Source organism: Caulobacter sp. UNC279MFTsu5.1, assembly GCF_900114015.1.
GTDB lineage: Bacteria > Pseudomonadota > Alphaproteobacteria > Caulobacterales > Caulobacteraceae > Caulobacter.
In genome coordinates this window covers 1-23,906 of the sequence record NZ_FORN01000040.1, presented here as the reverse complement: position 1 = coordinate 23,906, position 23,906 = coordinate 1, and the positions used below count along the sequence as shown (strand labels likewise).

Here is a 23,906-nt window from a genome sequence, read left to right as displayed (position 1 = left end):
CTTTCGGATCAGAAGGTGCTGATCCCGAACGCGTCCGCCAAGCCCTCGTCGCTGCCCGAGCCGGCCGGCGCCTGCCGGACGCCCGACAGATCAACCGTGCCCGTGCTGGACAGGCGCGACAGCACGAAGCGCGCCGAACGCGCCTCGGCCACCGGCAGCAGGAAGCCCAGCGAGAAGATCAGGATCAGCGCGTTGGTCAGACTGAGCACGATCAGTTCGACGGCCGTCACCTTGATGGAGAAACGGGCCCCGTCCAGGCGGATCGCCCCGATCACGGCCCGCATCACCGCGGCGTAGTAGGCGGACGAGGCCAGCACCACGAGCACGATGTAGACCAGCAGGAAGGCGTAGAGCCGGCCGATCAGCGCCAGGTCGGGCGCGCCGCCGGCCTGGGCGGCCATCGACGGGACCATCATGGCGATCAGGCCGACATAGCCGCCGATCCCCACCAGCCAGGCCAGGGTGAACGGGCCGTAGAGGCCTTCCTTGTCCGAGCGCTGCCAGTCCAGCTTCTTGTCGCCGTACGCCAGGCCGCCCCAAAGCTTTCCCGACAGCCGCATCGTCATGGCCGGCGAGAACCAGCCCAGGGTGACGAGCATCAGCAGGAAATAGCCCAGATAGGACCAGCCGAACCTGGCCGGCGAGCCGATCAGCTGGAACCGCGTGCCCCGCCAGCGCGTGCGGCCGGCGATGTAGCGGAACGCCATGAACACGGCCGCTCCCAGCGCCACGATGAAGCCGAAGTACAGCGGGAACATCAGGAGGAGGAAGAAGTGGTTGACCATCGTCAGGATGACCACCGCCACATAGGGCACGAGCAGGACCGCCATGCCCAGCAGGAAGCCGAGGAACAGCTCCAGCCCCTTGCCAGTGTAGCTAAAGGCCTCGCCGTTCAGGCTGACCTTCTCCCAGATGCTTCGCCGCGTCGCGGTCTTGCCCCAGAAGCTGTAGACGCCGAACGTCACTAAATTTAGCAGGCCGTTCTTGATCCCCAGCCCGACGAAGTCCGACGACTTCAGCGTCTGGCCGAACGTCAGCGTCTCGCCCGAAGCGGGCGCGGTCGCGTCCGTCATGAATTCCCCCGTTAGGTCTCGAAGCGCCACTGCGCGCAACGTAGGAGTGGGCGGATTGCAACTTCGGGTCAACCGGTCGTGTCGCGAGGGCGGACTGTCGCCCGCCCCGCCGCTGGGACCCTACGCCGCCAGGCGCTCGATCTGCGCCTGGGCGCCTTCGACCGATTTGGTGCGCTGCTCGTCGCCCAGGGCCACGCCCTCGGCGCGGATGAAGCGAACGTCGGTGATTCCGAAGAAGTTGAAGACGCCCTTCAGGTAGGTCTCCTGGTGGTCGAGGAACGCGGCCGGCGTGCCTTCACCATAGAAGCCGCCGCGCGACGAGGCGATGATCACCGTCTTGCCGCCGGCCAGGCCCTCGGGCCCGTTCTCGGTGTAGCGGAAGGTGCGGCCGGCGATCGCCAGGCGGTCGATCCAGGCCTTGAGCTGGGTGGAGATCGAGAAGTTGTACATCGGCGCCCCGACCACGACGATGTCGGCGGCCAGGAACGCGTCGAGCACGGCCGCGCCGTCGGCGATGTCGGCGGCCAAGGCCGCGTCTTCCGGCACGACGCCCTGGCCGGCGGCCAGATGAGCGCCCGACAGGTGGCCGACCGGCTGGGCGGCCAGGTCGCGATAGCTGACCTGCAGACCCGGGTTCTGCGCTTGCTGGGCGGCGACGATCGCGGCCGACAGCGTGCGGCTCACCGAGCCGGCGCCTAGGATGCTGGAATCGATGTGAAGCAGTTTCATGACCTTGGAACTCCGAAGCGCCCTCTGGCGCGACAGGGGATTTAGGCCTTCCCAATCCAGCGCATCAGCCTATATGATTAGATAAGATCCATCGTTAGAATCGATACATGCTGGACGGCGTCACTCTCGACCAGATGCGCACCTTCCTGGCCGCCGCCGACGAAGGCAGCTTCTCGGCGGCCGGCCGCAAGCTGGGCCGCGCCCAGTCGGTGGTCAGCCAGACCCTGGCCAATCTGGAGGGCCAGATCGGCGTGCGCCTGTTCGATCGCGCCGCCCGCCTGCCGGTGCTGACCGAGGCCGGCCGCGCGCTGGTCGTCGAGGCCCGCGAGGTGGCCGGCCGCATGGACGCCTTCAAGGCCCGCGCCGCCAGCCTGGCCGGCGGGTTGGAGCCCGAGGTGTCGATCGTCGTCGACGTGCTGTTCCCGATGGCGGTGCTGACCCATGCGATCGGCGACTTCCAGCACCATTTCCCCGATACCGCCCTGCGCATCCATGTCGAGGCCCTGGGCGCGGTGCTGCAGCCGGTGCTGGACGGCCGCTGCGCGTTCGGAGTGTTGGGCTCGCTGCCCGACGCCCCGCCGGAGCTGGTGCGCGAGCGGCTGATCACCCTGCGGATGGTCCAGGTCGCCGCCGCCGGCCACCCGCTGGCCGCCCTGCCCGGCCCGCTGTCGCCGGAGGACGTGGCGGGCCACCTCCAGCTGGTGCTGACCGACCGCTCGCCCCTGACCCAGGGCCGCGAGTTCGGAGTGTTCTCGACCCGCACCTGGCGGTTGGCCGACCTGGGCGCCAAGCACGCCTTCCTGCGCGCTGGCCTGGGCTGGGGCGGCATGCCCTGGGACCGGGTCGAGGCCGAGCTCGAGGCCGGGACCCTGGTCGAGCTGAAGATGCGCGACGCCCCGACCGGCGGCTACTTGATGCCGATGTCCGCCGCCCACCGCGCCGACACGCCGCCCGGCCCGGCGGGGCGGTGGCTGATCGAACGACTGAAGGACACGGCCGAGCAGTGCCCGAGCCAGGGATGACGGCCGCGGGCTACCGGTCCGTCGAGGTGTTCGAGGCCGACGCCGAGGTGCCGGCGCTGCTGGCGCCGGCCCTGGCCATGAGGCTGGCGGACCTGCTGGCCTGACCCCCTCCGGCCCTCCGGGCCGCCTCCCCCAAAAGGGGGAGGAACTAGAACGCCTAGATGTTCCAGCTCTGGGGGAGCTGTCGCGTAGCGACCGAGGGGGCTACGCCGCCTCGCCCCGCGTCCGCGCGGCCGGGTCGTAGTTGAGGATCGGCGACAGCCACTTTTCGGCCAGGGCCACGTCCCAGCCCTTGCGACGGGCATAGTCCTCGACCTGGTCGAGGTCGACCTTGCCGACGCCGAAATAGTGGCTCTGCGGGTGGCTGAAATAGAAGCCCGACACCGCGGCGCCGGGGCTCATGGCGTAGCTCTCGGTCAGGATCATGCCGGTGGCCGCCTCGGCGTCCAGCAGCTTGAACAGCGTGCCCTTCTCGGTGTGGTCGGGCTGGGCCGGATAGCCGGGCGCGGGGCGGATGCCCTGGTACTTCTCGGCGATCATCACGTCGACGTCCTCGCGCTCGTCGGGGGCGTAGCCCCACAGCTCGACGCGGGCCTTGTAGTGCAGCCACTCGGCGAAGGCCTCGGCCAGGCGGTCGGCCAGGGCGCTGGCCATGATGGCGCTGTAGTCGTCGCCGGCGTCCTTGAAGCGCTTGACGACCTCGTCCTCGCCGTGGCCGGCGGTGACGGCGAAACCGCCGATATAGTCGCCGCCCTGCCCGATCGGCGCGACGAAGTCGGCCAGGGCCAGGTTGGCCTTGCCCTCGGACTTGTCCATCTGCTGGCGCAGGGTGAACAGCCGGGTCAGCTCGGTCGAACGGGATTCGTCCGTATAGAGAACGATGTCGTCGCCGTCGGCCTGGGCCGGCCAGAAGCCGACCACCCCCTTGGCCCCGAACCACTTCTCGGCCACCACCTTGTCGAGCATGGCGCGGGCGTCGCGATAGAGGTCGGTGGCGGCCTGGCCGACGACGTCGTCCTCCAGGATCTGCGGGAAGCGGCCGATCAGCTCCCAGCTGGCGAAGAACGGCGACCAGTCGATGAACGGGACCAGTTCGGCCAGGGACGGCTCGAAGGTTCGCGTGCCGACGAAGGTCGGCTTGGGCGGCGCGTAGCCGGTCCAGTCGATGGCGTATTTGCGCTTGCGGGCCTCGCCGATGGCGGTGCGGGCCTTGGCCGTCTGACCGCGGGCGTACTGTTCGCGCACCTTGACGTATTCGGCCCGGGTCTCGGCCACCACCCGGTCGCGTTCGCTCGCCGACAGCAGCGACGAGACCACGCCCACCGCCCGGCTGGCGTCCAGCACATAGGTGGTCGGGCCGGCGCGGTAGGACGGCTCGATCTTGACCGCCGTGTGGGTGCGGCTGGTGGTGGCGCCGCCGATCAGCAGCGGCATGGTGAAGCCCTGGCGCTCCATCTCGGAAGCCACGAACACCATCTCGTCCAACGACGGGGTGATCAGGCCCGACAGGCCGATCATGTCGACGTTGTGCTTCCTGGCCTCGTCCAGGATCCGGTCGGCCGGGACCATCACGCCCAGGTCGATGACCTCGTAGTTGTTGCACTGCAGGACCACGCCGACGATGTTCTTGCCGATGTCGTGGACGTCGCCCTTGACCGTGGCCATCAGGATGCGGCCGGCCTGCTCGCGCGGCTTGCCGGCCTTCTCGGCCTCCATGAACGGCTCCAGCCAGGCCACGGCCTGCTTCATCACCCGGGCCGACTTGACCACCTGCGGCAGGAACATCTTGCCCGAGCCGAACAGGTCGCCGACCACGTTCATGCCGTCCATCAGGTGGCCTTCGATCACATGCAGCGGCCGCTCGACCGACAGGCGGGCTTCCTCGGTGTCCTGATCGATATAGTCGGTGATGCCGTTGACCAGGGCATGGGTGATGCGCTCGTTCACCGTGCCCTTGCGCCATTCCAGGTTGGCGGTCTGGACCTGGCTCTTGTCGCCCTTGTAGCGCGGGGCCATGTCGACCAGGCGCTCGGTGTTGGAGACGTTGGTCCGCTGCGGGCGGTTGAGGATCACGTCCTCGACGGCCTCGCGCAGCTCCGGATCCAGGGTGTCGTAGACCGGCAGGTCGCCGGCGTTGACGATGCCCATGTCCATGCCCGCCTCGATGGCGTGGTACAGGAACACCGAGTGGATGGCGCGGCGCACCGGCTCGTTGCCGCGGAAGCTGAACGACACGTTCGACACCCCGCCCGAGATCCGGGCGTAAGGGCAGCGCTTCTTGATCTCGCGCGCGCCCTCGATGAAGTCGACGGCGTAGTTGTCGTGCTCCTCGATCCCGGTCGCCACGGCGAAGATGTTGGGGTCGAAGATGATGTCTTCCGGCGGGAAGCCCACCTTGTTGACCAGGATGTTGTAGGCCTTCTCGCAGATCTCGATCTTGCGGGCGGCGGTGTCGGCCTGGCCGACCTCGTCGAAGGCCATCACCACCACGGCCGCGCCGTAGCGCAGGCACAGGCGGGCCTGCTCGATGAACTTGGCCTCGCCTTCCTTCATCGAGATCGAGTTGACGATCGCCTTGCCCTGCACGCACTTCAGGCCGGCCTCGATCACCTCCCACTTGGAGCTGTCGATCATCACCGGCACCCGGGCGATGTCGGGCTCGGCCGCCATTAGGTTCAGGAAGGTGATCATGGCCTGCTTGGAGTCCAGCAGGCCTTCGTCCATGTTGACGTCGATGACCTGGGCGCCGGCCTCAACCTGCTGGCGGGCCACCGACAGGGCCTCGCCATAGTTCCCCTCGACGACCAGCTTCTTGAACCTGGCCGATCCGGTGACGTTGGTGCGCTCACCGATGTTGACGAAGACAGGTCTCATGGGCGGGCGCTCAAGGTCGTTTGCAGGGCGGCGATCTGGGTGAGCCACGCGTCGTGGTCGTCACCCTCCTGCCAGAGTTCGTCGAGTTCGGAGGCGGGCGCGACCACGCGGGCCAGGGCCGAGCGGGCCAGGGCCACGGCGCCGTCCGGCGGTGCGCCCAGGGCGGCCTTCAGCTCGCGATGGCTGTCGGGCAGGATCGTCGCCTCGCCGACGGCGGCCGCGACGATGGCGGCGGCGGCCACGGCGATCTCGCCCTCCGGGGCTTCCAGATAGCCCGCCGTCTTGGTGACGTGGTCCAGCATCCGCACGATCGCGCGCCAGTCCGGCGCCTCGGCCAGGTCGGCGACGAAGTCCATCGCCTCGTCGTTGTCGAACGGTCCGTTGGCCCAGGTTCCCATGGTCAGGCCGCCTTGGCCTGGGCGCGCGCGACCGCCAGGGCGATCTGGCCGTCCAGGAAGTCCCTGAACGCGATGCCTTGCGCCTTCAGGGACTTGGGATACAGCGAGGCCGCCGTCATGCCTGGCAGGGTGTTGATCTCCAGGAAGATCGGGCCGTCCGGGGTGACGATGAAGTCGCTGCGCGAATAGCCGCCGGCCCCCACCGCCTTGTGGGCTTTGAGGGCGGCCTCCTGCATGGCCGCGTTGACCTCGGGCGCGAAGGTGGCCGGGCAGATCTCTTCGGTGGTCTTGGCCAGGTACTTGCCCACATAGTCGAAGGCCCCGTCGGCCGGGCGGATCTCGACCGGCGGCAGGGCGAACACCTGGCCGTCCTGCTCCAGCACCCCGCAGGTGGCCTCGGCCCCGGCCACGAACGGCTCGATCACATAGGCCTCGCGGGCGGCGGCGGCGGCCAGCCTTTCCAGGTCCGCGGCGTCGTTGACGAAGATCAGGCCGTAGCTGGAACCGTCGGCCACCGGCTTGGCGACTAGCTTGCCGTACTTCGCGAGCGCCGCCTCCGCGTCGGCCAGTTCGACCGTCGAGGGCGTGACGACGCCGGCCTTGGCCACGGCGGCCTTGGTGGCGATCTTGTCGAAGGCCAGGCGGCTGGACTTGGAGTCCGAGCCGGTGAAGGCCACGCCGCGCGCCTCGCACAGAGCCGCCAGGTCGCCGTTCTCGGCCGCGCCGCCGTGCATGCCCAGGACCAGCACGCGGTCCTCGGCCTTGGCCTTGTCCAGCGCGGCCGCGATCCCGCCGATCGGCGCGCCTTCGGTCGGCAGGTCGATCTCGAACGGCCGCTCATGAGCCTGCAGCGCGGCGTCGCTGGCCACATAGACCTGGTCGTCCGGCGCCCAGAACCACAGGTCGGCGTCCGGCAGGGCCGTGGACAGGGCCTTGGCGCTGGCCACCGAGACCAGGCGCTCGCGGCTCATGCCGCCGAAGAGAAGGGTTGTACGCATCGGACTCTCTAGGCCAGTTCGAACGGTTCCAGGCCCGCCAGGCGCATGGCCTTGGGGCGCTCGGGGATGGGGCGCGGGGTCAGGCCGCGCACCTCGTCGGCCACGTGCCGGATGTGGTCCGGCGTGGTGCCGCAGCAGCCGCCCAGGATGTTGACGATGCCGTCCTTGGCCCATTCGTGCAGCTGGTGGCCGGTCTGGTGCGGCTCCTCGTCGTACTCGCCCATGGCGTTGGGCAGGCCGGCGTTGGGATAGGCCGCGACCAGGGTGTCGGCGATGCGCGCCATCTCGGCGATGTGCGGCCGCATCAGGTCCGCGCCCAGGGCGCAGTTGAAGCCCACGGCGAACGGCTTGCAGTGCTTGATCGAGTTCCAGAACGCCTCGGCCGTCTGGCCCGACAGGGTGCGGCCCGAGCGGTCGGTGATGGTGCCGCTGATCCAGATGGGCAGCTCCTCGTGGCCCTCGTCGCGCAGGTCCATGATCGCCTTGATCGCGGCCTTGCAGTTGAGAGTGTCGGTGATGGTCTCGATCAGGAACAGGTCGACCCCGCCCTCGTACAGCGCCGCCACCTGCTCGCGATAGGCCTGGTAGACCTGGTCGAAGGTCACCTTGCGCGCGCCCGGATCGTTCACGTCCGACGACATCGACAGCATGACGTTCAGCGGCCCGATCGAGCCCGCGATGAAGCGCGGCTTGTCCGGATGCTCGGCCAGCCAGCGGTCGGCGACCTCGCGGCCGATGCGGGCCCCCTCGTAATTGATGTCGCGCACCGTGGCCGCGTCCAGGCCGTAGTCGGCCTGGGCGATGGTGGTGCCCGAGAACGTGTTGGTCTCGGAAATGTCGGCGCCGGCGGCGAAATAGGCGTCGTGCAGTTCGGCCACCAGATCCGGCCGGGTCAGGCACAGGATGTCGTTGTTGCCCTTCATCTGGCCGTCGTAGTCGGCGAAGCGCTGGGCGCGATAATCGGCCTCGGTCAGCTTCTTCTTCTGGAACATCACGCCCCACGAGCCGTCGAGGATCAGGATGCGTTCCTTGGCGGCGGCCTTCAGCGCGGCGATGCGGCCAGCTCGGGTGGTGAGATCGGTCATGGTCGGCTCCTGCCGGAGAGTCGGCTCCGGCCGTTCGGGTCTTTCTAGAGCGTTCCGACCTGATTGCATCAGGCCGGGCGCTCTAGATCTTTGTTTTGGCGCATTTTCTTCACGCGACCGGTGTCCGCTTCGTTCGAAAATGCTTTAGCGCTTCGCGAGGAAGCGGGACTCAATTCCGCGTGCTCGCGCCTATGTCACGGCTTTCGGGCGGCTTGCTGGCGGGCCAGCTCCTTGTCGAAGGCCTCCTCCGACGCTGTGGCGTAGCGGGCGATTTCGCTGGGATCGACGAAGGCGTTGACGTCGCCGGCCAGCATTTTCCTGCGCTTGGCCAGCAGGTTTCCCTGCTCCTCATGGCTGGGCAGCATCACGTCGGTGGGCAAGGCCTTCAGGGCGGCGAAGGTGAAGCGGTAGTCGGCGACGATGTTCTTGTAGGTCTTGTTGCCCACCAGCACGTTGCCGGCCACCGAGGCCGAACAAGGGAAGGTGACGTTCAGCGGGCGCCCCCGATCGATCACCTGGGTGGTCCAGGTGGTGCAGCCGATCGTGTGGCCCGGCGTCAGGTGGGCGACCAGGGTGGTTTCGCCCAGCTTCAGCTTCTGGCCGTCGCCGAACGCCTTGTCGACCTTGACCGGCGCGAACGGCGTCAGCCCGTTGTCGTTGTCGCCGAAGTGCTGCCCCTTCTTCAGGGCCGGCTCGTCCGGACGCGAGGCCCAGACCTTGGCGCCGGTGTCGGCCTTCAGCTGGGCCAGCCCGCCGGCATGGTCGAAATGGGCGTGGGTGTTGATCAGGATCTTCACGTCAGAGAGCTTGAAGCCCAGGGCCTGGATATTGGCCTCGATCAGCTTGGCGCCAGCTGGCGAAGGCCCGCTGTCCAGCAGCACATGGCCTTCCGACGACGAGATCAGCCAGGCCGACAGGCCTTCGGAACCGACATAGTAGATGTTGCCGACCACCCGGTAGGGCCGGATCGGCTTTGACCAGTTGGCCGGATCGTCGGCATGGGCCGCGCCGGCCAGGGCCAGGCTCAGGACCGCCAGGAAGATCGGCGCCGCGCGTTTCACGCCGCGGCCTCCGCCGAGACCGGGGACGGCGCCGACGCGGCCTCGCGCACGCCCAGCACGCGGCAGATCGCATAGACCAGGTCGGCCCGGTTCAGGGTGTAGAAGTGGAAGTCAGAAAAACCCTGCTCCTGCAGCTTGGCGCACATCTCCGAGGCCACCGAGCAGGCGATCAGCCGGCGGGTGTCGGCGTCCTCGTCCAGGCCGTCGAACAGGTTGGCCAGCCAGCCCGGCACCGCCGTCTGGCAGGCGGCCGACATCTTCACCAGGCCTTTGAAATTGGTCACCGGCATGATGCCCGGCACGATCGGGATGGTGATCCCGGCCTTGCGCACCTTGTCGACGAACCGCAGGAAGGCGTCGGTGTCGAAGAAGAACTGGCTGATGGCCAGGGTCGCCCCCGCGTCGACCTTGGCCTTCAGCACCTCGATGTCATGCTCGATCGACGGGCTTTCGGGATGCTTTTCCGGGTACACCCCGACCAGCACGTTGAACGGCGCGATCGCGGTCAGGGCCGAGGTCAGCTCGGTGGCGTTCCTGTAGCCGTCCTCGCGCGGCACGTAGACGCCGCCGATGCCGCCTTCGCCGGGCGGCGGGTCGCCGCGCAGCGACACCACGTGGCGCACGCCGGTCTCCCAGTATTCGCGGATCACCTCGTCCACCTCGGCCCGGCTGGCGCCGACGCAGGTCAGGTGGGCGGCGGGCTTGAGGCTGGTCTCGTCCAGGATCCGTTTGACCGTGCGGTGGGTGCGCTCGCGCGTCGAGCCGCCGGCGCCATAGGTCACCGAGACGAAGGCCGGGTCCAGCGGGGCCAGGCGCTTGATCGCTGCCCACAGGTTCTCTTCCATCTGCTCGGTCTTGGGCGGGAAGAACTCGAACGAGACGCGGGGGCGGTCGGTGCGCTCACCGGCGCGAGCGACCGGACCCAGAACGCGGCGGAGGGGCGGAAGGGTCATGCGGCGCTTCTTTCGGCAGTCTTGGCGGCGTTATGGACCGCGGCCAGGTCGTGGGGACGACGCGCGGTCCAGATCTTGACGGTGAGGCCCTCGTCGGAAATCGGCGGCAGGGCGATGTTGGCGTCCAGGACCAGGCCGGCGGCCTCGATCCAGGCGATGATCTCGGCGTCGGCGAAGCCCAGGCGCCGGTGCTGGTGGCTCTCGCGCAGGAATTCGTGGTCGTGGGGCGCGAAATCGGCGATCAGCAGCAGGCCGCCCCCGGCCACCAAGCGCGCGGCCTCGGCCACGGCGGCGGCGGGATCGCCCAGATAGTGCAGCACCTGGTGCACGGTCACCAGGTCCGCGCAGCCTCCCGGCAGGCCGGTGGCGAAGATGTCGCCGTGGCGTAGCTCGCACTGGACCAGACCGGCCTTGGCCACCTCGTCGCGGGCGATGTTGAGCATCTGCTGCGACAGATCCAGCCCCAGGGCCGCGCCGGCCCGGCGGCCGAAGAGCGTCAGCATGCGCCCCGCCCCCGCGCCCAGGTCGACCATCTCGTCGAAAGGCCCCTCGCCCGCCGCCTGCAGGATGGCGGCCTCGACCTCGGCCTCGTCGACGTACAGCGAGCGGATCTCGTTCCAGCGCGCGGCGTTGCGGGCGAAATAGGCCTGGGCGCCGGCGGTGCGCTCGGCGCGCACCATGGCCAGCCGTTCGGCGTCGCCCTGGGTGACGGAATCCTGCGGATCGATCAGGTCCAGGGCCCGTTCGATCACGGCCCGCCCCGGCGATTTCAGGGCCAAGCGGTAGAACACCCAGGCGCCGTCCGGAAATCGCTCGACCAGGCCGGCCTCGGCCAGCAGCTTCAGGTGCCGCGAGACGCGAGGCTGGCTCTGGTCCAGGATCCGGCACAGCTCCAGCACCGAAAGCTCTTCGGCCGCCAGCAGGGCCAGCACCCGCAGGCGAGTCAACTCGCCCGCCGCGCGCAGCAGATCCACCACCTGTTCGAACGACACCTTCATAGGGATATAAAGATATCTTTATGTCCAATTTGGCAAGTTAAATCCGAACCGGCGGGGTCGCGAAACGACGCATCCCGAGCGGCCCGACGCGGCAAACTATGCCTCGGAAGACGGCTTGGAGGGCTCCCAGAGCTCAATCTTCACCCCGGCCGGATCGATCAGCCAGGCGAACCGGCCCATGTCCTCGTCCTGACGCCCGGTCGGCTGCACGCCCTCGGCGGCGGCCTTGGCCAGCAGCCCGTCCAGGTCCTGGACGATGAAGTTGATCATGAACGGGGCTTGGGACGGCTCGAAATAGCGTGTTCCGGCCTCGAACGGCGACCAGTTGGTCGAGACGCCCTTGGGGTTCTCGAACACCACCCCGCCCCACTCCGACACGTCGAAGCCCAGCACCCGGGCGTACCAGCCACGCACGGCGGCCGGGTCGTCCGCCTTGAAGAACACGCCGCCCAGGCCCAGCACCTTGCCCATGTCATCCCTCCTCCAGCGCCCAGTTCCACGGCCCAAGACTGCGACCAGGCCTGAAGCGGCGCAAGGCGTCCAGCCGATGGCCGCCGCGCTCTTCCAGCCCTAGCCGCAGTGATCGGAGACCTTGGTCCAGGTCTCGCGGACCGACACCGTCGGACCGCCGGACGCCGCGCCGCCGCCCATGCCGGCCTTCAGGGCCGCCAGCTGCTGCTTGGCGGCCTCGGCTTCCTGCGGCGGACCCGAGCGGATGGTCTCCTCGATCTGGGCGATGACGGGGGCCATGGCCGCCGTCGTGCGGGGATCCATAGCGGCCGCCGGCGCGGTGATCAGCTGGGTCTCGAGCGTATGCTCCCAACGCCCGTCCGCCAGCCGTCGCCAGTTGGCCGACAGGGTCTGGCCGCCGGCGCAGACCGCCTCCTGGCTCGAGCCGCCGCCCGGCAAGGCCTCGAACGCGCGATTGGCGCAGGTCGCCGCGCCGGCCGGCGGAGGTCCCGATCCCGAGCAGAAAAGGTTGGGTCCTCGCCCCGGATAGTCCTGGCGCGCCGTGGTCCCGTCGCCGGACGATTGCTCCACGGTGACGGCGCCCGTCGCGCCGTCGATCCGCTGCACGGACCGCAGGACGACGGGTCCCGCGCGCGAGATCGTGGTCGTCTCGGAGTCGATCCGATACTCGCCCGAAGAAGGATGGGTCGCATCGGCCGCCAGCACCGCGGCGACCGACACCAGCGCGATCACGCCGCCCAGGCCAAGCGCCTTCATGCGGCTACGCGTCCACCGGCGAGGCCAGGGCCTCGCTCCTGAAGAACCGCCGCAGGTTCTCGACGGTCAGCCCGACCATGGCCGGAATGCTGTCCAGCGTCGCACCGGCGGTGTGGGGGGTCAGCACGGTGTGCGGCACACCGATCCAGCGCGAGGCCGGGGTGGGCTCGTGGTCGAACACGTCCAGACCCGCCATGCCCAGCCGGCCGTCCCTGAGCGCGGCGATCAGGGCGTCCTCGTCGACCAGCGAGCCGCGGGCGATGTTGACCAGCAGGCCCTGCGGTCCCAGGGCCTCGATGACCGCCTGGTTGATCATGTGGCGGTTGGTGGCGTCGGGACGGGCGCAGACCACCAGGATGTCGCTGTCGCGGGCCAGGTCCATCAGGCTCTTGGCGCGCGGGCGCTCGGTCTCCTTGGGGCGCGGCGCCCACCACGAGACCTTCAGTTCGAAAGCCTCAAGGCGCTGGGCCACCGCCTCGCCGATATGACCCAGGCCGACGACGCCGGCCTTGCGGCCGCGCAGGCTGTGGCGAGGGCTCATCCGCTCCATGTTGGTCCAGTGGCCGGTGCGCAGCTTCTGGTCGCCCTCGACGATGCCGCGCCAGGCGGCCAGCACCAGGCCCACGGCATGGTCGGCGACGTCGGCGGCGTTGAGGCCGGTCGAGTGGGTCACCGCGATGCCGTGCTGCTTGCACCACGGCACGTCGACGCCGTCGTAGCCGACGCTGACGCAGGCGATCAGGCCCAGCCTGGGCATCTCCGACAGCAGATCCCTGGCCAGCACCATCTCGCCCGCGTGGACGATGGCCCGCACCTGCCGCCCCGGACCGTCCAGGAACGCCAGATGGTCGGGATAGTCCCACAGCCTGTGCACCTGGTACGCCCCCTCGAGCAGCGGCTGCAGCGGCATCAGCATCTCGTGCGAAAGGACGATGTGGGGTTTTTCGGCGAGCGTTTGGGGCATGCTCTTCTCCATCCCGGACGACGCGCGCGGCCCAGGCGGGCCACGCCACCGCGACCTGTCCCTAGAGATCGGGATCAGTTTCGCCAGATCAAGCTACTCCAGTTCCCGGCGAACGCCATTGGCCGCCGGCTCCCGGAAGCGTGATCGCGCAAGGCCTAGCGCGGTCCTAACCCGGTCGCGCCGCGAGCGGTTCCGAACCCGGACCGCCGCGGCTCAAAAAGCCAAGCTGTGAACCGCGAGCGCGACTGGGGGTTTCTCTTGGCGACGCGCCGCGTCGGCGCGCCAGGCCTGGAGAATAGTCCCATGATGATCAGAACGCTCGCCGCCGGCGTCGCGCTGGCCGCGCTTGTCTCGGGCGCCGCCTCGGCCGCGCCGCAAGCCAAGGCCAAAGCCTCCGCCGCCGTGGCCGGTCCGTCGCAACCGATCCCCTACGCCCAGCTCGACGCCTACCTGAAGGCTTCGCCCAAGCAGCGGGCCAGCAAGGACTGGTGGAGCGGCTCGGCTTCGACCGGCATGTCGACCGACACCTCGGCCACCACGCCCGCGACGCCGACGACCACCGACGGCTCGGTGAACCCGCCGACCTCGTCGACCATGCCCTCGGACTCCTCCACCAGCATGCCGGCCACCCCGCCGCCCATGCCGGACGCCGCGACCCCGGCCCCTGGCGCGAACCTCCCCGGCTCGACCCCGACGCCGGGCGCGCCAACGGAACCGAAGTAGGCTCGGGCCCAAACGACGACGGGGGCGCCCCTTTCAGGCCGCCCCCGTCTTGCATTCAATCAGTTGATCTCGGGTAGGATGCGAACCTCGACGACAGCTTCGCCTTCCTCCAACCGGGCGACGACATCCGCCCAGGCGCGGCGGACAGCGTCGTACAGCGCGGCGTTCGCGCAATTTCCGACGCGTAACCTGACGAGAGCCGCGCTGGCTGCTCCACGCGCGGCAAAGCTGATGAAATCGCTGTCCTTGCTGACAATCACGGCCCCGAGCGAGACGGCCATGCGCCAGATGTGATGATCCGAAGCCGTCGACAGCCCCAGTCGCTTCACGTGCAGCGCTTCGTGACCAAGACGTTCCAGCACATCCAGCAGGCCGACAGGCAGGTTCTGATCGACTAGAAACCTCAAGCGGCGGCGGTCACCGAAGCGTGGTCCAGTTCCCGCGCCGCGTAGGCCAGGCTGGCGCGGATATCGTCCGCCTCAAGCTCCTCGTAGTCGGTCAGGATTTCGGCTTCCGACATTCCCGCCGCAAGCCAGCCCAGAATGTCGCCCACCGTGATACGCATCTGGCGAATGCAGGGGCGTCCACCGCGCTTGCCGTCCTCAATGGTGATGCGGGACAAGAGATCGCTCATGCCCCGCACCCTACACTACCGCGCGAACTTCTGGAACTTGATGCGCTTGGGGATCAGGCTGTCGGCGCCCAGGCGGCGCTTCTTGTCTTCCTCGTACATCTCGAAGTTGCCCTCGAACCATTCGACGTGGCTGTCGCCCTCGAAGGCCAGGATGTGGGTGGCCAGGCGGTCCAGGAACCAGCGATCGTGGCTGATGACCACGGCGCAGCCGGCGAACTCCTCCAGCGCCTCTTCCAGGGCCTGCAAGGTCTCGATGTCCAGGTCGTTGGTCGGTTCGTCGAGCAGCAGCAGGTTGCCGCCGGTGGCCAGGGTCTTGGCCAGGTGGACGCGGTTGCGCTCACCGCCCGACAGCAGGCCGACCTTCTTCTGCTGGTCGCCGCCCTTGAAGTTGAAGCTGCCGACATAGGCGCGGCTGTTGATCTCGCGCTTGCCGACGATCATCACGTCAGTGCCGCCGCTGATCTCTTCCCAGATGGTCTTGTTGGCGTCCAGCGCGTCACGCGACTGGTCGACATACGAGAGCTTCACGGTCTCGCCGACCTTGACCGTGCCCTGGTCGGGCTGCTCGCGGCCGGTGATCAGCTTGAACAGGGTCGACTTGCCGGCGCCGTTGGGACCGATGACGCCGACGATGCCGTTGGGCGGCAGCTTGAACGACAGATCCTTGAACAGCACCTTGTCACCGTACTCCTTCTCCAGGCCGGTGACTTCCAGGACCACGTTGCCCAGGCGCGGGCCGGGCGGGATCTGGATGTGGGCCTGGGTCTGGGCGGCGCGGGCGTTTTCCTGGGCGGCGACCATCTCCTCGTACGAGGCCAGGCGGGCCTTGGACTTGGACTGGCGGGCCTTGGGCGAGCTGCGCACCCATTCCAGTTCGCGGGTCAGGGCGCGCTGGCGGGCCTCGGACTCCGACTGCTCCTGCACGACGCGCTTCTGCTTCTGCTCCAGCCAGCCGGAATAGTTGCCCTCGTAGGGGATGCCCTTGCCGCGATCCAGCTCCAGGGTCCACTTGGTGACCTGGTCCAGGAAGTAGCGGTCGTGGGTGACTAGGATCACGCAGCCCGGGAACTCTTCCAGGTGGTGCTGCAGCCAGGCCACCGACTCGGCGTCCAGGTGGTTGGTCGGTTCGTCCAGCAGCAGCATGTCCGGCTTGCTGAGCAGCAGGCGGGCCAGGGCGATGCGGCGCTTCTCGCCGCCCGACAGGCTTTCGATATTGGCGTCGTTGGGCGGGCAGCGCAGGGCGTTGATCGCCATCTCGACCTTGGAGTCGATGTCCCACAGGTCCTTGGCGTCGATGATCTCCTGGAGCTTGGTCATCTCCTCCATCAGCTCGTCGGAGTAGTCCTCGCCCAGCTTGACGGCCAGTTCGTTGTACTTGTCGAAGACCTTCTTGTCCTCGCAGTCGGCGATGACGTTGCCCCAGACGTCCAGGGTCGGGTCCAGCACCGGCTCCTGCGGCAGGTACCCGCGCTTGACGCCGTCGGCGGCCTTGGCCTCGCCCGAGAATTCCTTGTCGAGCCCGGCCATCACCTTCAGCAGGGTCGACTTACCCGAGCCGTTGACGCCCACGACGCCGATCTTGGCGTCGGAATAGAACGACAGCCAGATGTTCTCGAAGACCTTCTTGCCGCCGGGATAGGCCTTGGTCAGGCCTTGCATCTGGAAAATATATTGCTGAGCCATGGGGGGCGTCGGCCTCTTCGGTATTCGGGATCGGGGGGTCGGGCGCTCAGATAGCCTCCGGGGCGGGATTCCGCAATGTTTCGAGCGCTGTCGCGCGATCACTGGCCGCGGGGGTCCGGTTCAGGCTAAGCCGCCAGGCCGAGGAGACCCAGCCATGTCCGCCCCCCTGTCCCGCAACGACGACCTGCGCCGGGCCGTGAGGCTGGTGGCGGCCCTGAACCTGGCCTATTTCGGCGTGGAGTTCGCCGTCGCCCTGCACATCGGCTCGGTGTCGCTGCTGGCCGACAGCGTCGACTTCCTCGAGGACGCGGCGGTCAACTTCCTGATCTTCGCCGCCCTGGGCTGGAGCCTGCGGCGGCGGGCCCGGGTGGGCATGGCCCTGGCGGGCCTCCTGCTGGCCCCCGCCCTGGCCTTCCTCTGGGCCCTGTGGCGCAAGGTCGCCGACCCGACGCCGCCGGAGGCGTTCTCGCTGACCCTGACCGGCGCCGGCGCCCTGGCCGTCAACCTGTTCTGCGCCTTCCTGCTGGCGCGGTTCCGCGAACGCTCGGGCAGCCTGACCAAGGCCGCGTTCCTTTCGGCGCGCAACGACGCCCTGGCCAATCTGGCGATCATCGTCGCCGGCGCCGTCACGGCGGTCACGCGCTCGCCCTGGCCCGACATCGTGGCGGGCTTGGGGATCGCCGCGATGAACGTCGATGCGGCCAAGGCGGTCTGGCGAGCCGCGCGCGAGGAGCATCGCGACGCTTCGGCGGACCTCGCCCCCTAGTCGCCCAGACGGCCCCCACCGTCATCCAGTCGTCGCCGTTCCGTCGGAAACCCGACACCGAACTGTCGGCGCGCTGTCGTCGAGCGCTGTTACCGCAGCTCCCCAAGCCGGCGCCGCTCCCCTTGAGCGTCGGCGTGGGGATACAAGCATGAAACGACACCTGATGCTGGGCGGGGCCTTCTGCGCCTTGCTGTTGGCCGCGCCGCACCTGGCCCTGGCCGCCGAACCCGCCGCCGCCGCCGCGCCGGCCGACACGGCCCCCGCCGACGCCAACGCCGTCGACGCCGTGATCGTGCTGGGCCAGGGCCAGAGCCGCCAGGTCCAGACGATCAACACCACCCAGATCGAAGTCCTGGCCGCCGGCTCCAGCCCGCTGCGCGCCGTCGAGAAGCTGCCCGGCGTCAGCTTCCAGTCGGCCGACGCCTTCGGCGCCTACGAGTGGTCGACCCGCGTCGCCATCCGCGGCTTCGACCAGAGCCGCCTGGGCTTCACCCTGGACGGCGTGCCGCTGGGCGACATGAGCTACGGCAACTACAACGGCCTGCATATCAGCCGCGCCGTCGCCAGCGAGGATCTCGGCAAGGTCGAACTGGCCCAGGGCGCCGGTTCGCTGTCGACCGCCTCCACCTCGAACCTGGGCGGCACGCTGCAATTCTTCTCGCGTGCCCCGTCGGAAGAGTTCCACGTCCAGACCGACGCCACGGCCGGTTCGGACTCGATGCACCGATTGTTCGGCCGCATCGACACCGGCGCGATCGAAGCCTTGGCCGGCCTGCGCGCCTACGTCTCGGTCGTCGACCAGAAGTCCGACAAGTGGAAGGGCGGCGGCGAGCAGAAGCAGCGCCAGTACGACCTGAAGTTCGTGCTGCCGATCGGCGACGTCGGCTCGATCACCGCGTTCTGGAACCATTCCGAGCGCCGCGAGCAGGACTACCAGGACATGTCGTTCGACATGATCAAGCGCCTGGGCCGCGACTGGGACAACTTCCAGCCCGACTGGAACAAGGCGATCGGCGTGGGTCAGGCGCTGAACAACCCGGCCAACTACCTGTCGGGCCAGCTGGACCCGTCCTCGGGCTACTGGACCGGCGTGGGAACCAACCCCTACGCCGCCTACGGCGTGGCCAATCCCGACGACGCCTACTATGCAGGCGCCGGCATCCGCGACGATGATCTCTACGCCGTCACCCTGAAGCAGAATGTGGGCGACAAGGTCCGCGTCGACCTCACCGCCTACGGCCACAAGAACCGGGGCCAGGGCCTGTGGTACACGCCCTACACGGTCAGCCCGGGCTACGGGACGACCGGCTCGACCGCCGCCCCGCTGTCGATCCGCACCACCGAGTACGACATCGACCGGGCCGGCCTGATCGGCGACGTCTACGCCGACCTGGGCGCCCATGCGCTCAGCGCCGGCTTCTGGATCGAGGACAACGACTTCCACCAGGCCCGCCGGTTCTACGCCGAGACCCTGGCCAAGCCGTCGCGCGATCCGCTGGACTTCCAGTCCAACCCGTTTAAGACCTCGTGGGAATACCGGTTCAACACCAGGACCACGACCGGCTACATCCAGGACGTCTGGACGGTGAACGACGCCCTGAAGGTCAATTTCGGCTTCAAGGCCCTGAAGGTCGAGAACGAGGTTTCGACCATCGCCGGCAGCCCCATGAGCGGCAAGATCGAGTCCAAGGACAGCTTCCTGCCGCAGGTCGGCGTCGTCTATGACCTGAACAACGGCGTCGAACTGTTCGGCGGCTACACCGAGAACATGGCCGCCTATGTCTCGGCCGCCACCTCGGGCCCGTTCGCCTCGCAGAACCAGGCGGCGGTGAACTATGTCCGCGACAACCTGGAGCCGGAAACCGCCAAGACCTTCGAAGGCGGCGTCCGCTACAAGAACGACCGCTTCCAGGGCGTGGCCGCGCTCTATCACGTCGACTTCGAGAACCGCCTGGCCAGCGCCAGCACGGCCCCGCCGATCCTGGGCCTGCCGGCGGTGCTGTCGAACGTCGGCGCGGTCGAGACCAAGGGGATCGAGCTGGCCGGCCAGTACCGGATCACCGACGCCTGGTCGCTTTACGGCTCCTACGCCTACAACGACTCCACCTACAAGGACGACGTCCCCGGGGCCGGCGGCTCGGTGGCCATGCACACCAAGGGCAAGGACGTGGTCTTCACGCCCAAGAACCTGGTCAAGGCCACGCTGGCCTACGACCAGGGCGGCTTCTTCGCCAATCTCGGCGTCAGCTACACCAGCTCGCGCTGGTACACCTTCGAGAACGACGGCGGCAAGGTCGACGGCTTTACCGTGGCCGACCTGACGGTGGGCTACCGCTTCCAGGCCGAACAGGGCCTGCTGCGCGGGCTGGAGGTGCAGGCCAATGTCACCAACCTGGCCGACGAGGACTACATCTCGACGGTGGGATCGGGCGGCGCGTCCAAGGCCGACCGCGGCGGCACGGCCATGACCCTGCTGCCGGGCGCCCCGCGCCAGGGCTTCGTGACGATCCGCAAGCAGTTCTAGCGGCTTAGGATCACACGGAAATCGAGGCCGGGCGGCGAAAGCTGTCCGGCCTTTTCTTGTCCGGACAGGATTTTGCGGCCGTCCCGACAAGGCTTTCCTGGCGTCTTGCGGTGATGCGGCGCGTCCTTCGGGCATGACCGATACAGCTTCCCCTTCCCGCGCTCCCGCCCAACCCGGCCTTCGCCGCGAGGCGATCGACATCGCCCGCACCACCGGCCTTGGCCTGGCCATCGCCCTGACCTTGCGGATCGTGGTCTTCCAGCCCTTCACCATCCCCTCGTCCTCGATGGAGCCGGGCCTTGTCACCGGCGACTACATCGTGGTCTCCAAACTGGCCTACGGCTGGAGCCGCGCATCGTTTCCCCTCAACCCGCCGGTGTTCGGGGGACGCCTGCTGGGTCGCACCGCCCGGCGGGGCGACGTGGTGGTGTTCCGGCTGCCGCGCGACCCGCGCCAGACCTGGATCAAGCGCGTGATCGGCCTGCCCGGCGACCGGGTGCAGGTCCGCGACGGCCAGGTCTTCGTCAACGACCAACCCCTGCCGCGGACGCCCCTGGGCGTGACGCGAGACCACGACGCGCCGGGCCGGCCGGTGCTGGCGGTCGGCGAATCCGCCCCGGACGGCCGCGCCTACGTCACCTACGATGGCGGGCCCCGCCAGCCGGGCGACGACACCGACCGCTATGTCGTGCCGGCGGGCCAGTACTTCGTGATGGGCGACAATCGCGACAACTCGCTGGACAGCCGCTGGCCGCGCGAACTGGGCGTGGGCCTGCTGCCCGCCGAGAACCTGGTCGGCAAGGCCGGCTTCGTGCTGCTGTCATGGCGGCCGGGCGCGACGATCCTCAAGCCCTGGACATGGCTGGACCTGCAGTTCGACCGCTTCCTGAAGCCCATCCGCTAGGTCTGGGCGCGGCCGCCGTCAGCGCCGGCTGAATTCCTCAACGCTCAACACCCCGTCGTGGTTGGCGTCCAGACGGTCGAACGCCGCCTGGGCTCGGATCGGCCGGGCCAGCGAGGGGGCGGCGACCGCGCCGACAGCCAGGCCGGCCAGGGCCGCGGCCAGCACGCGCCAGACCAGGTTGGGCCGGCGGGGCTTGCCGGTCCGGCCATCCAGTTCCTGCTCGATGAAGACGCGGACCGCTTCGCTGGCGGTGCGGCGCGTCTCACGGCAGCGCGCCATGAACGCGACCTTGGTCGCGTGGGGCAGACGGACCTCGAGCATGTCGCTCTTCTTGGGCGGTTTGCCGGCGCTCATCGGACATCCTCTCAGGCCTCGGCCAAGAGCTAGCATCTTTCCGATCGCCCAAAAAGAAAGCCCGGCCAAAAAGACCGGGCTGAAGTTCATTAGGGAGGAAACGCCCAGGAAGGGCAGAGGCGCTCGGCGCCTCACGGGCTCCTGTTAGCGCTAACAGCGGCGTCATGGCAAGTCTTTCCTTCGCAGCGCGGCGAGCTGACGCACCTTTCGGCCCGCCGGCCTGGCGGGAAGGGCCCTGAACTTCCCTGCTGACAACGGCCACGCTCGCCTCTAGCGTCCCGCGCCATGATCAGACCCTCGCTCCTGGCCATCACGGCCTGCCTCGCCCTGTCGTCGCCGGTTCTGGCGGAAAAACTCACCCCGGAGCGAATCTTCGCCGACCCGGCCCTGAACGGTCCCACGGCCAAGGGCGTGGCCCTGTCGCCGGACGGCAAGCGCGTCACCTATCTGAAGGGCAAGGCCGAGGCGGCCAACGTCCAGGACCTGTGGGCGGCCGACGTCAAGGGCGGCGAGCCCTACCGCCTGATCGACTCGGCGGCCCTGTCGTCGGGCGGCAAGGAGCTGTCGGAAGCCGAGAAGGCTCGCCGCGAACGGGCCCGCGTCTCGGCCCGCGGCATCGTCGAATACAGCTGGGACGAGGAAGGCCGGTTCATCCTGGTGCCGTTGGACGGCGACCTCTATCTGGACAGCGTCGCCGACGGCAAGGTCACCCGCCTGACGGAGACCCCCGGCGACGAGGTCGACGCCAAGGTCTCGCCCAAGGGCGGCTTCGTCTCCTATGTCCGCGACCAGAACCTCTACATCAAGCCGGTGGCCGGCGGGCCGGAGAAGGCCCTGACCACCCAGGGCAAGGACACCCTGTCGTTCGGCACGGCCGAGTTCGTCGCCCAGGAGGAGATGGACCGCTTCACCGGCTACTGGTGGAACCCCGGCGAGACCAGCATCGCCTACACCCGCGTCGACGAAAGCGGCGTCGACGTCGTCCCGCGCGCCGACATCGGCCCGGGCGGCGCCACAGTGGTCGAGCAGCGCTATCCGCGCGCCGGCCGTCCCAACGCCGTGGTCGACCTGTTCGTCCAGGACCTGGCCACCGGCAAGATCGTGCAGATCGACCTGGGTCCGAACAAGGACATCTATGTCGCCCGCGTCGACTGGTCGGAGGACGGCAAGACCCTGTACGTCCAGCGCCAGACCCGCGACCAGAAGACGCTGGAGCTGATTGCCTGCGACCCGGCCACGGGCCAGGGCAAGACGATCGTCACCGACACCGACGCCCACTGGATCGAACTGTCCGACGACTTCAAGCCGCTGAAGGACGGCGGCTTCCTGTGGTCGTCCGAGAAGTCAGGCTACAAGCACCTCTACCGCTACGCCGCCGACGGCAAACTGATCGCTCAGGTCACCAAAGGCGACTGGCCGGTCAACGCCCTGGAGGGCGTCGACGAAGCGCGCAAGGTCGCGATCTTCAGCGCCTCGATCGACACCCCGCTGGAGCGGCGGATCTACGAGGTCAGCTACGCCAAACCCGGCAAGCCCAAGGCCCTGACCCCGGCCGGCGGCTGGTGGACCGCCAAGGTCGCCGAGACCGGCGGCGCCTTCACCGCCGGCTACAGCGATCCGAAGACCCCGCCCCAGACCGCGCTCTATGACGCCAGCGGCAAGCGCGTGCGGTGGATCGAGGAGAACAGGCTGGCCGAGGGCCATCCCTACTGGCCCTACGCCGCCACCCTGCCCGTTCCGGAATACGGCACGCTGACGGCGTCCGACGGCGAGGTGCTGCACTACGAGATCCTCAAGCCGATCGGCTTCGACCCGGCCAGGAAGTATCCGGCCATCGTCTCGGTCTATGGCGGCCCGCATGCCCAGACCGTCAGCCGGTCCTGGCAGAAGGTCGGCGAGCGGCCCTATCTCGAGGACGGCTACGTCGTCTTCAAGCTGGACAACCGCGGCAGCGCCAACCGCTCGGCCAGGTTCAAGCGGGCGCTCGACCGCCGCATGGGCACGGTCGAGGTCGAGGACCAGCTGGCCGGCGCCCGGTTCCTGCGGTCGCTGCCCTATGTCGACGCCGACAGGCTGGGCGTGATGGGCTGGTCGTACGGCGGCTTCATGACCCTGATGCTAATGACCGCGCCGGACACCCCGTTCAAGGCCGGGGCCGCCGGCGCCCCGCCGACCGAATGGGGCCTCTACGACACCCACTACACCGAACAGTTCATGGGCAAGCCGGACGAGAACAAGGACGGCTACGCCGCGTCCGACGTGCTGGGCCGCCTGAAAAACCTCAAGCCCGACAGCCTGCTGCTGCTGCACGGCATGGCCGACGACAACGTCATCTTCGAGAACAGCACCCGCCTGATCGCGGCCCTGCAGAAGAACGCCATCCCGTTCGAGATGATGCTCTATCCCGGCGAGCGCCACAGCGCGCCCGGCAGCAAGACCAAGGGCCTGCACGTGCTGAAGACCCACCTGGAGTTCTTCGATCGGCAGTTGAAGGGGCGGTAGCATCGGCCGGGGACACGCCCTTGCGGCGTGTCCCCGTCAATGCGACGACCAAGCCGCTGAAATCGCGGCGCTAAAACTTTAATCCCCGCACCCTCTCGGACCGGCCGTATCCTTTACTCACCTCGACGCAGGGAAAGGGCGCATGGCCAGCGACCGATGCGGCGGCGGGGGGCGATCGAGCGGGACTGGGCTGGAGGGGGTTACTCCAGCGTGTCCGGGGCCTTCCATCGTTGGGGAGCCCGCCCGCCGTCGGCGTCGAACGGGGACAAAGCGCGTGAATTGCCCATAGGCCCGCGCCCCCGGCGTCTGGTTTCTCCCGAAAGGGATCGAGACCGGGTCCGGCTAAGCCTCAACAGGGCTGCCCACCGGACGCTGGCGGAAAACGACCGCGCGGAGCGATCGGCTTCGTCGAAACGGTATTTATCAAAGAACTC

22 protein-coding genes are annotated in these 23,906 nt (G+C 68.6%); 6 read left to right on the top strand and 16 right to left on the bottom strand.

Annotation, left to right across the window (positions count from 1 at the left end; all coding sequences use genetic code 11):
• Window positions 1-8: 8 nt before the first annotated feature.
• Together BM066_RS19290 and BM066_RS19285 are read right to left on the bottom strand one after the other, a co-directional pair.
• On the bottom strand, window positions 9-1,073 hold the full coding sequence (locus tag BM066_RS19290; RefSeq protein WP_089929977.1) for a YjgN family protein: 1,065 nt from the start codon (window positions 1,071-1,073) through the stop codon (window positions 9-11).
• A gap of 120 nt (window positions 1,074-1,193) precedes the next feature.
• Complete coding sequence (locus tag BM066_RS19285; protein ID WP_089929976.1) at window positions 1,194-1,802, bottom strand: FMN-dependent NADH-azoreductase; 609 nt, start codon at window positions 1,800-1,802, stop codon at window positions 1,194-1,196.
• Window positions 1,803-1,909: 107 nt separating this feature from the next.
• On the opposite strand from BM066_RS19285, the gene BM066_RS19280 reads away from it, so the two are divergent.
• On the top strand, window positions 1,910-2,824 hold the full coding sequence (locus BM066_RS19280; RefSeq protein WP_089929975.1) for a LysR family transcriptional regulator: 915 nt from the start codon (window positions 1,910-1,912) through the stop codon (window positions 2,822-2,824).
• A 204-nt stretch (window positions 2,825-3,028) separates the two neighbouring features.
• On the opposite strand, the gene metH is transcribed toward BM066_RS19280, so the two are convergent.
• From metH to BM066_RS19230, 10 genes are all read right to left on the bottom strand, one after another.
• Window positions 3,029-5,698: a methionine synthase gene (metH, locus tag BM066_RS19275; RefSeq protein WP_089929974.1), complete on the bottom strand. Its 2,670-nt coding sequence runs from the start codon at window positions 5,696-5,698 to the stop codon at window positions 3,029-3,031.
• Window positions 5,695-6,096, bottom strand: coding sequence for a DUF4259 domain-containing protein (locus BM066_RS19270; protein ID WP_089929973.1), 402 nt, complete (start codon window positions 6,094-6,096; stop codon window positions 5,695-5,697). Before BM066_RS19270 ends, metH begins: the two co-directional genes overlap by 4 nt.
• 2 nt (window positions 6,097-6,098) lie before the next feature.
• Window positions 6,099-7,094 (bottom strand): D-alanine--D-alanine ligase family protein, encoded by a 996-nt coding sequence (locus BM066_RS19265; RefSeq protein ID WP_089929972.1) that lies wholly within the window; start codon window positions 7,092-7,094, stop codon window positions 6,099-6,101.
• Window positions 7,095-7,102: 8 nt separating this feature from the next.
• On the bottom strand, window positions 7,103-8,179 hold the full coding sequence (locus BM066_RS19260; protein WP_089929971.1) for a homocysteine S-methyltransferase family protein: 1,077 nt from the start codon (window positions 8,177-8,179) through the stop codon (window positions 7,103-7,105).
• 194 nt (window positions 8,180-8,373) lie between these two features.
• The gene (gene blaCAU / locus BM066_RS19255; RefSeq protein WP_089929970.1) at window positions 8,374-9,240 is read right to left on the bottom strand and encodes a CAU/MBL1b family subclass B3 metallo-beta-lactamase; all 867 of its coding nucleotides are present in this window, start codon (window positions 9,238-9,240) and stop codon (window positions 8,374-8,376) included.
• Window positions 9,237-10,193 (bottom strand): methylenetetrahydrofolate reductase [NAD(P)H], encoded by a 957-nt coding sequence (gene metF, locus BM066_RS19250; protein ID WP_089929969.1) that lies wholly within the window; start codon window positions 10,191-10,193, stop codon window positions 9,237-9,239. Before metF ends, blaCAU begins: the two co-directional genes overlap by 4 nt.
• Window positions 10,190-11,191: an ArsR/SmtB family transcription factor gene (locus tag BM066_RS19245; protein WP_089929968.1), complete on the bottom strand. Its 1,002-nt coding sequence runs from the start codon at window positions 11,189-11,191 to the stop codon at window positions 10,190-10,192. Before BM066_RS19245 ends, metF begins: the two co-directional genes overlap by 4 nt.
• Before the next feature lie 96 nt (window positions 11,192-11,287).
• Window positions 11,288-11,662 carry a VOC family protein gene (locus tag BM066_RS19240; protein WP_089929967.1) on the bottom strand — a complete coding sequence of 125 codons (375 nt, stop codon included), beginning with the start codon at window positions 11,660-11,662 and terminating at the stop codon, window positions 11,288-11,290.
• Between the two features lie 99 nt (window positions 11,663-11,761).
• A complete protein-coding gene (locus BM066_RS19235) occupies window positions 11,762-12,418 on the bottom strand; it encodes a hypothetical protein (RefSeq protein WP_089929966.1) in 657 nt (218 codons plus the stop codon).
• 4 nt (window positions 12,419-12,422) lie between these two features.
• The gene (locus BM066_RS19230) at window positions 12,423-13,382 is read right to left on the bottom strand and encodes a 2-hydroxyacid dehydrogenase (protein WP_089929965.1); all 960 of its coding nucleotides are present in this window, start codon (window positions 13,380-13,382) and stop codon (window positions 12,423-12,425) included.
• A gap of 303 nt (window positions 13,383-13,685) precedes the next feature.
• On the opposite strand from BM066_RS19230, the gene BM066_RS19225 reads away from it, so the two are divergent.
• Window positions 13,686-14,105, top strand: a complete 420-nt coding sequence (locus BM066_RS19225) for a hypothetical protein (RefSeq protein ID WP_089929964.1) — start codon at window positions 13,686-13,688, stop codon at window positions 14,103-14,105.
• A 59-nt stretch (window positions 14,106-14,164) separates the two neighbouring features.
• On the opposite strand, the gene BM066_RS26090 is transcribed toward BM066_RS19225, so the two are convergent.
• The 3 genes from BM066_RS26090 to ettA are packed head-to-tail and all read right to left on the bottom strand — an operon-like array spanning window position 14,165 to window position 16,422.
• The gene (locus BM066_RS26090) at window positions 14,165-14,512 is read right to left on the bottom strand and encodes a DUF5615 family PIN-like protein (protein ID WP_143093769.1); all 348 of its coding nucleotides are present in this window, start codon (window positions 14,510-14,512) and stop codon (window positions 14,165-14,167) included.
• Complete coding sequence (locus BM066_RS19215; RefSeq protein ID WP_089929962.1) at window positions 14,509-14,739, bottom strand: DUF433 domain-containing protein; 231 nt, start codon at window positions 14,737-14,739, stop codon at window positions 14,509-14,511. The genes BM066_RS26090 and BM066_RS19215 overlap by 4 nt, the downstream gene beginning before the upstream one ends.
• A gap of 15 nt (window positions 14,740-14,754) precedes the next feature.
• Window positions 14,755-16,422, bottom strand: coding sequence for an energy-dependent translational throttle protein EttA (ettA, locus tag BM066_RS19210; RefSeq protein ID WP_089929961.1), 1,668 nt, complete (start codon window positions 16,420-16,422; stop codon window positions 14,755-14,757).
• Window positions 16,423-16,576: 154 nt separating this feature from the next.
• Between ettA and BM066_RS19205 the strand changes: the two genes are divergently transcribed.
• The 3 genes from BM066_RS19205 (at window position 16,577) to lepB (ending at window position 20,616) form a co-directional block, all read left to right on the top strand.
• Window positions 16,577-17,188, top strand: a complete 612-nt coding sequence (locus tag BM066_RS19205) for a cation efflux transmembrane domain-containing protein (protein ID WP_089929960.1) — start codon at window positions 16,577-16,579, stop codon at window positions 17,186-17,188.
• 148 nt (window positions 17,189-17,336) lie between these two features.
• Window positions 17,337-19,712 carry a TonB-dependent receptor gene (locus tag BM066_RS19200; RefSeq protein ID WP_089929959.1) on the top strand — a complete coding sequence of 792 codons (2,376 nt, stop codon included), beginning with the start codon at window positions 17,337-17,339 and terminating at the stop codon, window positions 19,710-19,712.
• A 133-nt stretch (window positions 19,713-19,845) separates the two neighbouring features.
• Window positions 19,846-20,616 carry a signal peptidase I gene (gene lepB / locus BM066_RS19195; protein ID WP_089929958.1) on the top strand — a complete coding sequence of 257 codons (771 nt, stop codon included), beginning with the start codon at window positions 19,846-19,848 and terminating at the stop codon, window positions 20,614-20,616.
• A gap of 18 nt (window positions 20,617-20,634) precedes the next feature.
• Here lepB and BM066_RS19190 read toward each other — a convergent pair whose 3' ends face one another.
• Window positions 20,635-20,970, bottom strand: coding sequence for an EF-hand domain-containing protein (locus BM066_RS19190; RefSeq protein ID WP_089929957.1), 336 nt, complete (start codon window positions 20,968-20,970; stop codon window positions 20,635-20,637).
• 285 nt (window positions 20,971-21,255) lie between these two features.
• On the opposite strand from BM066_RS19190, the gene BM066_RS19185 reads away from it, so the two are divergent.
• Window positions 21,256-23,472 (top strand): S9 family peptidase, encoded by a 2,217-nt coding sequence (locus BM066_RS19185; protein WP_089929956.1) that lies wholly within the window; start codon window positions 21,256-21,258, stop codon window positions 23,470-23,472.
• Window positions 23,473-23,906 lie beyond the last annotated feature (434 nt).

What these genes read in the sequence shown, in the direction of transcription:
- BM066_RS19190 (WP_089929957.1), bottom strand. Translation starts at nt 20,970, where the DNA reads ATGAGCGCCGGCAAACCGCCCAAGAAGAGCGACATGCTCGAGGTCCGT.
- BM066_RS19290 (WP_089929977.1), bottom strand. Translation starts at nt 1,073, where the DNA reads ATGACGGACGCGACCGCGCCCGCTTCGGGCGAGACGCTGACGTTCGGC.
- BM066_RS19225 (WP_089929964.1), top strand. Translation starts at nt 13,686, where the DNA reads ATGATGATCAGAACGCTCGCCGCCGGCGTCGCGCTGGCCGCGCTTGTC.
- BM066_RS19245 (WP_089929968.1), bottom strand. Translation starts at nt 11,191, where the DNA reads ATGAAGGTGTCGTTCGAACAGGTGGTGGATCTGCTGCGCGCGGCGGGC.
- BM066_RS19280 (WP_089929975.1), top strand. Translation starts at nt 1,910, where the DNA reads ATGCTGGACGGCGTCACTCTCGACCAGATGCGCACCTTCCTGGCCGCC.
- BM066_RS19270 (WP_089929973.1), bottom strand. Translation starts at nt 6,096, where the DNA reads ATGGGAACCTGGGCCAACGGACCGTTCGACAACGACGAGGCGATGGAC.
- BM066_RS19200 (WP_089929959.1), top strand. Translation starts at nt 17,337, where the DNA reads ATGAAACGACACCTGATGCTGGGCGGGGCCTTCTGCGCCTTGCTGTTG.
- BM066_RS19215 (WP_089929962.1), bottom strand. Translation starts at nt 14,739, where the DNA reads ATGAGCGATCTCTTGTCCCGCATCACCATTGAGGACGGCAAGCGCGGT.
- BM066_RS19285 (WP_089929976.1), bottom strand. Translation starts at nt 1,802, where the DNA reads ATGAAACTGCTTCACATCGATTCCAGCATCCTAGGCGCCGGCTCGGTG.
- BM066_RS19205 (WP_089929960.1), top strand. Translation starts at nt 16,577, where the DNA reads ATGTCCGCCCCCCTGTCCCGCAACGACGACCTGCGCCGGGCCGTGAGG.
- ettA (WP_089929961.1), bottom strand. Translation starts at nt 16,422, where the DNA reads ATGGCTCAGCAATATATTTTCCAGATGCAAGGCCTGACCAAGGCCTAT.
- metH (WP_089929974.1), bottom strand. Translation starts at nt 5,698, where the DNA reads ATGAGACCTGTCTTCGTCAACATCGGTGAGCGCACCAACGTCACCGGA.
- metF (WP_089929969.1), bottom strand. Translation starts at nt 10,193, where the DNA reads ATGACCCTTCCGCCCCTCCGCCGCGTTCTGGGTCCGGTCGCTCGCGCC.
- BM066_RS19260 (WP_089929971.1), bottom strand. Translation starts at nt 8,179, where the DNA reads ATGACCGATCTCACCACCCGAGCTGGCCGCATCGCCGCGCTGAAGGCC.
- BM066_RS19240 (WP_089929967.1), bottom strand. Translation starts at nt 11,662, where the DNA reads ATGGGCAAGGTGCTGGGCCTGGGCGGCGTGTTCTTCAAGGCGGACGAC.
- lepB (WP_089929958.1), top strand. Translation starts at nt 19,846, where the DNA reads ATGACCGATACAGCTTCCCCTTCCCGCGCTCCCGCCCAACCCGGCCTT.
- BM066_RS19235 (WP_089929966.1), bottom strand. Translation starts at nt 12,418, where the DNA reads ATGAAGGCGCTTGGCCTGGGCGGCGTGATCGCGCTGGTGTCGGTCGCC.
- BM066_RS19265 (WP_089929972.1), bottom strand. Translation starts at nt 7,094, where the DNA reads ATGCGTACAACCCTTCTCTTCGGCGGCATGAGCCGCGAGCGCCTGGTC.
- BM066_RS19185 (WP_089929956.1), top strand. Translation starts at nt 21,256, where the DNA reads ATGATCAGACCCTCGCTCCTGGCCATCACGGCCTGCCTCGCCCTGTCG.
- BM066_RS19230 (WP_089929965.1), bottom strand. Translation starts at nt 13,382, where the DNA reads ATGCCCCAAACGCTCGCCGAAAAACCCCACATCGTCCTTTCGCACGAG.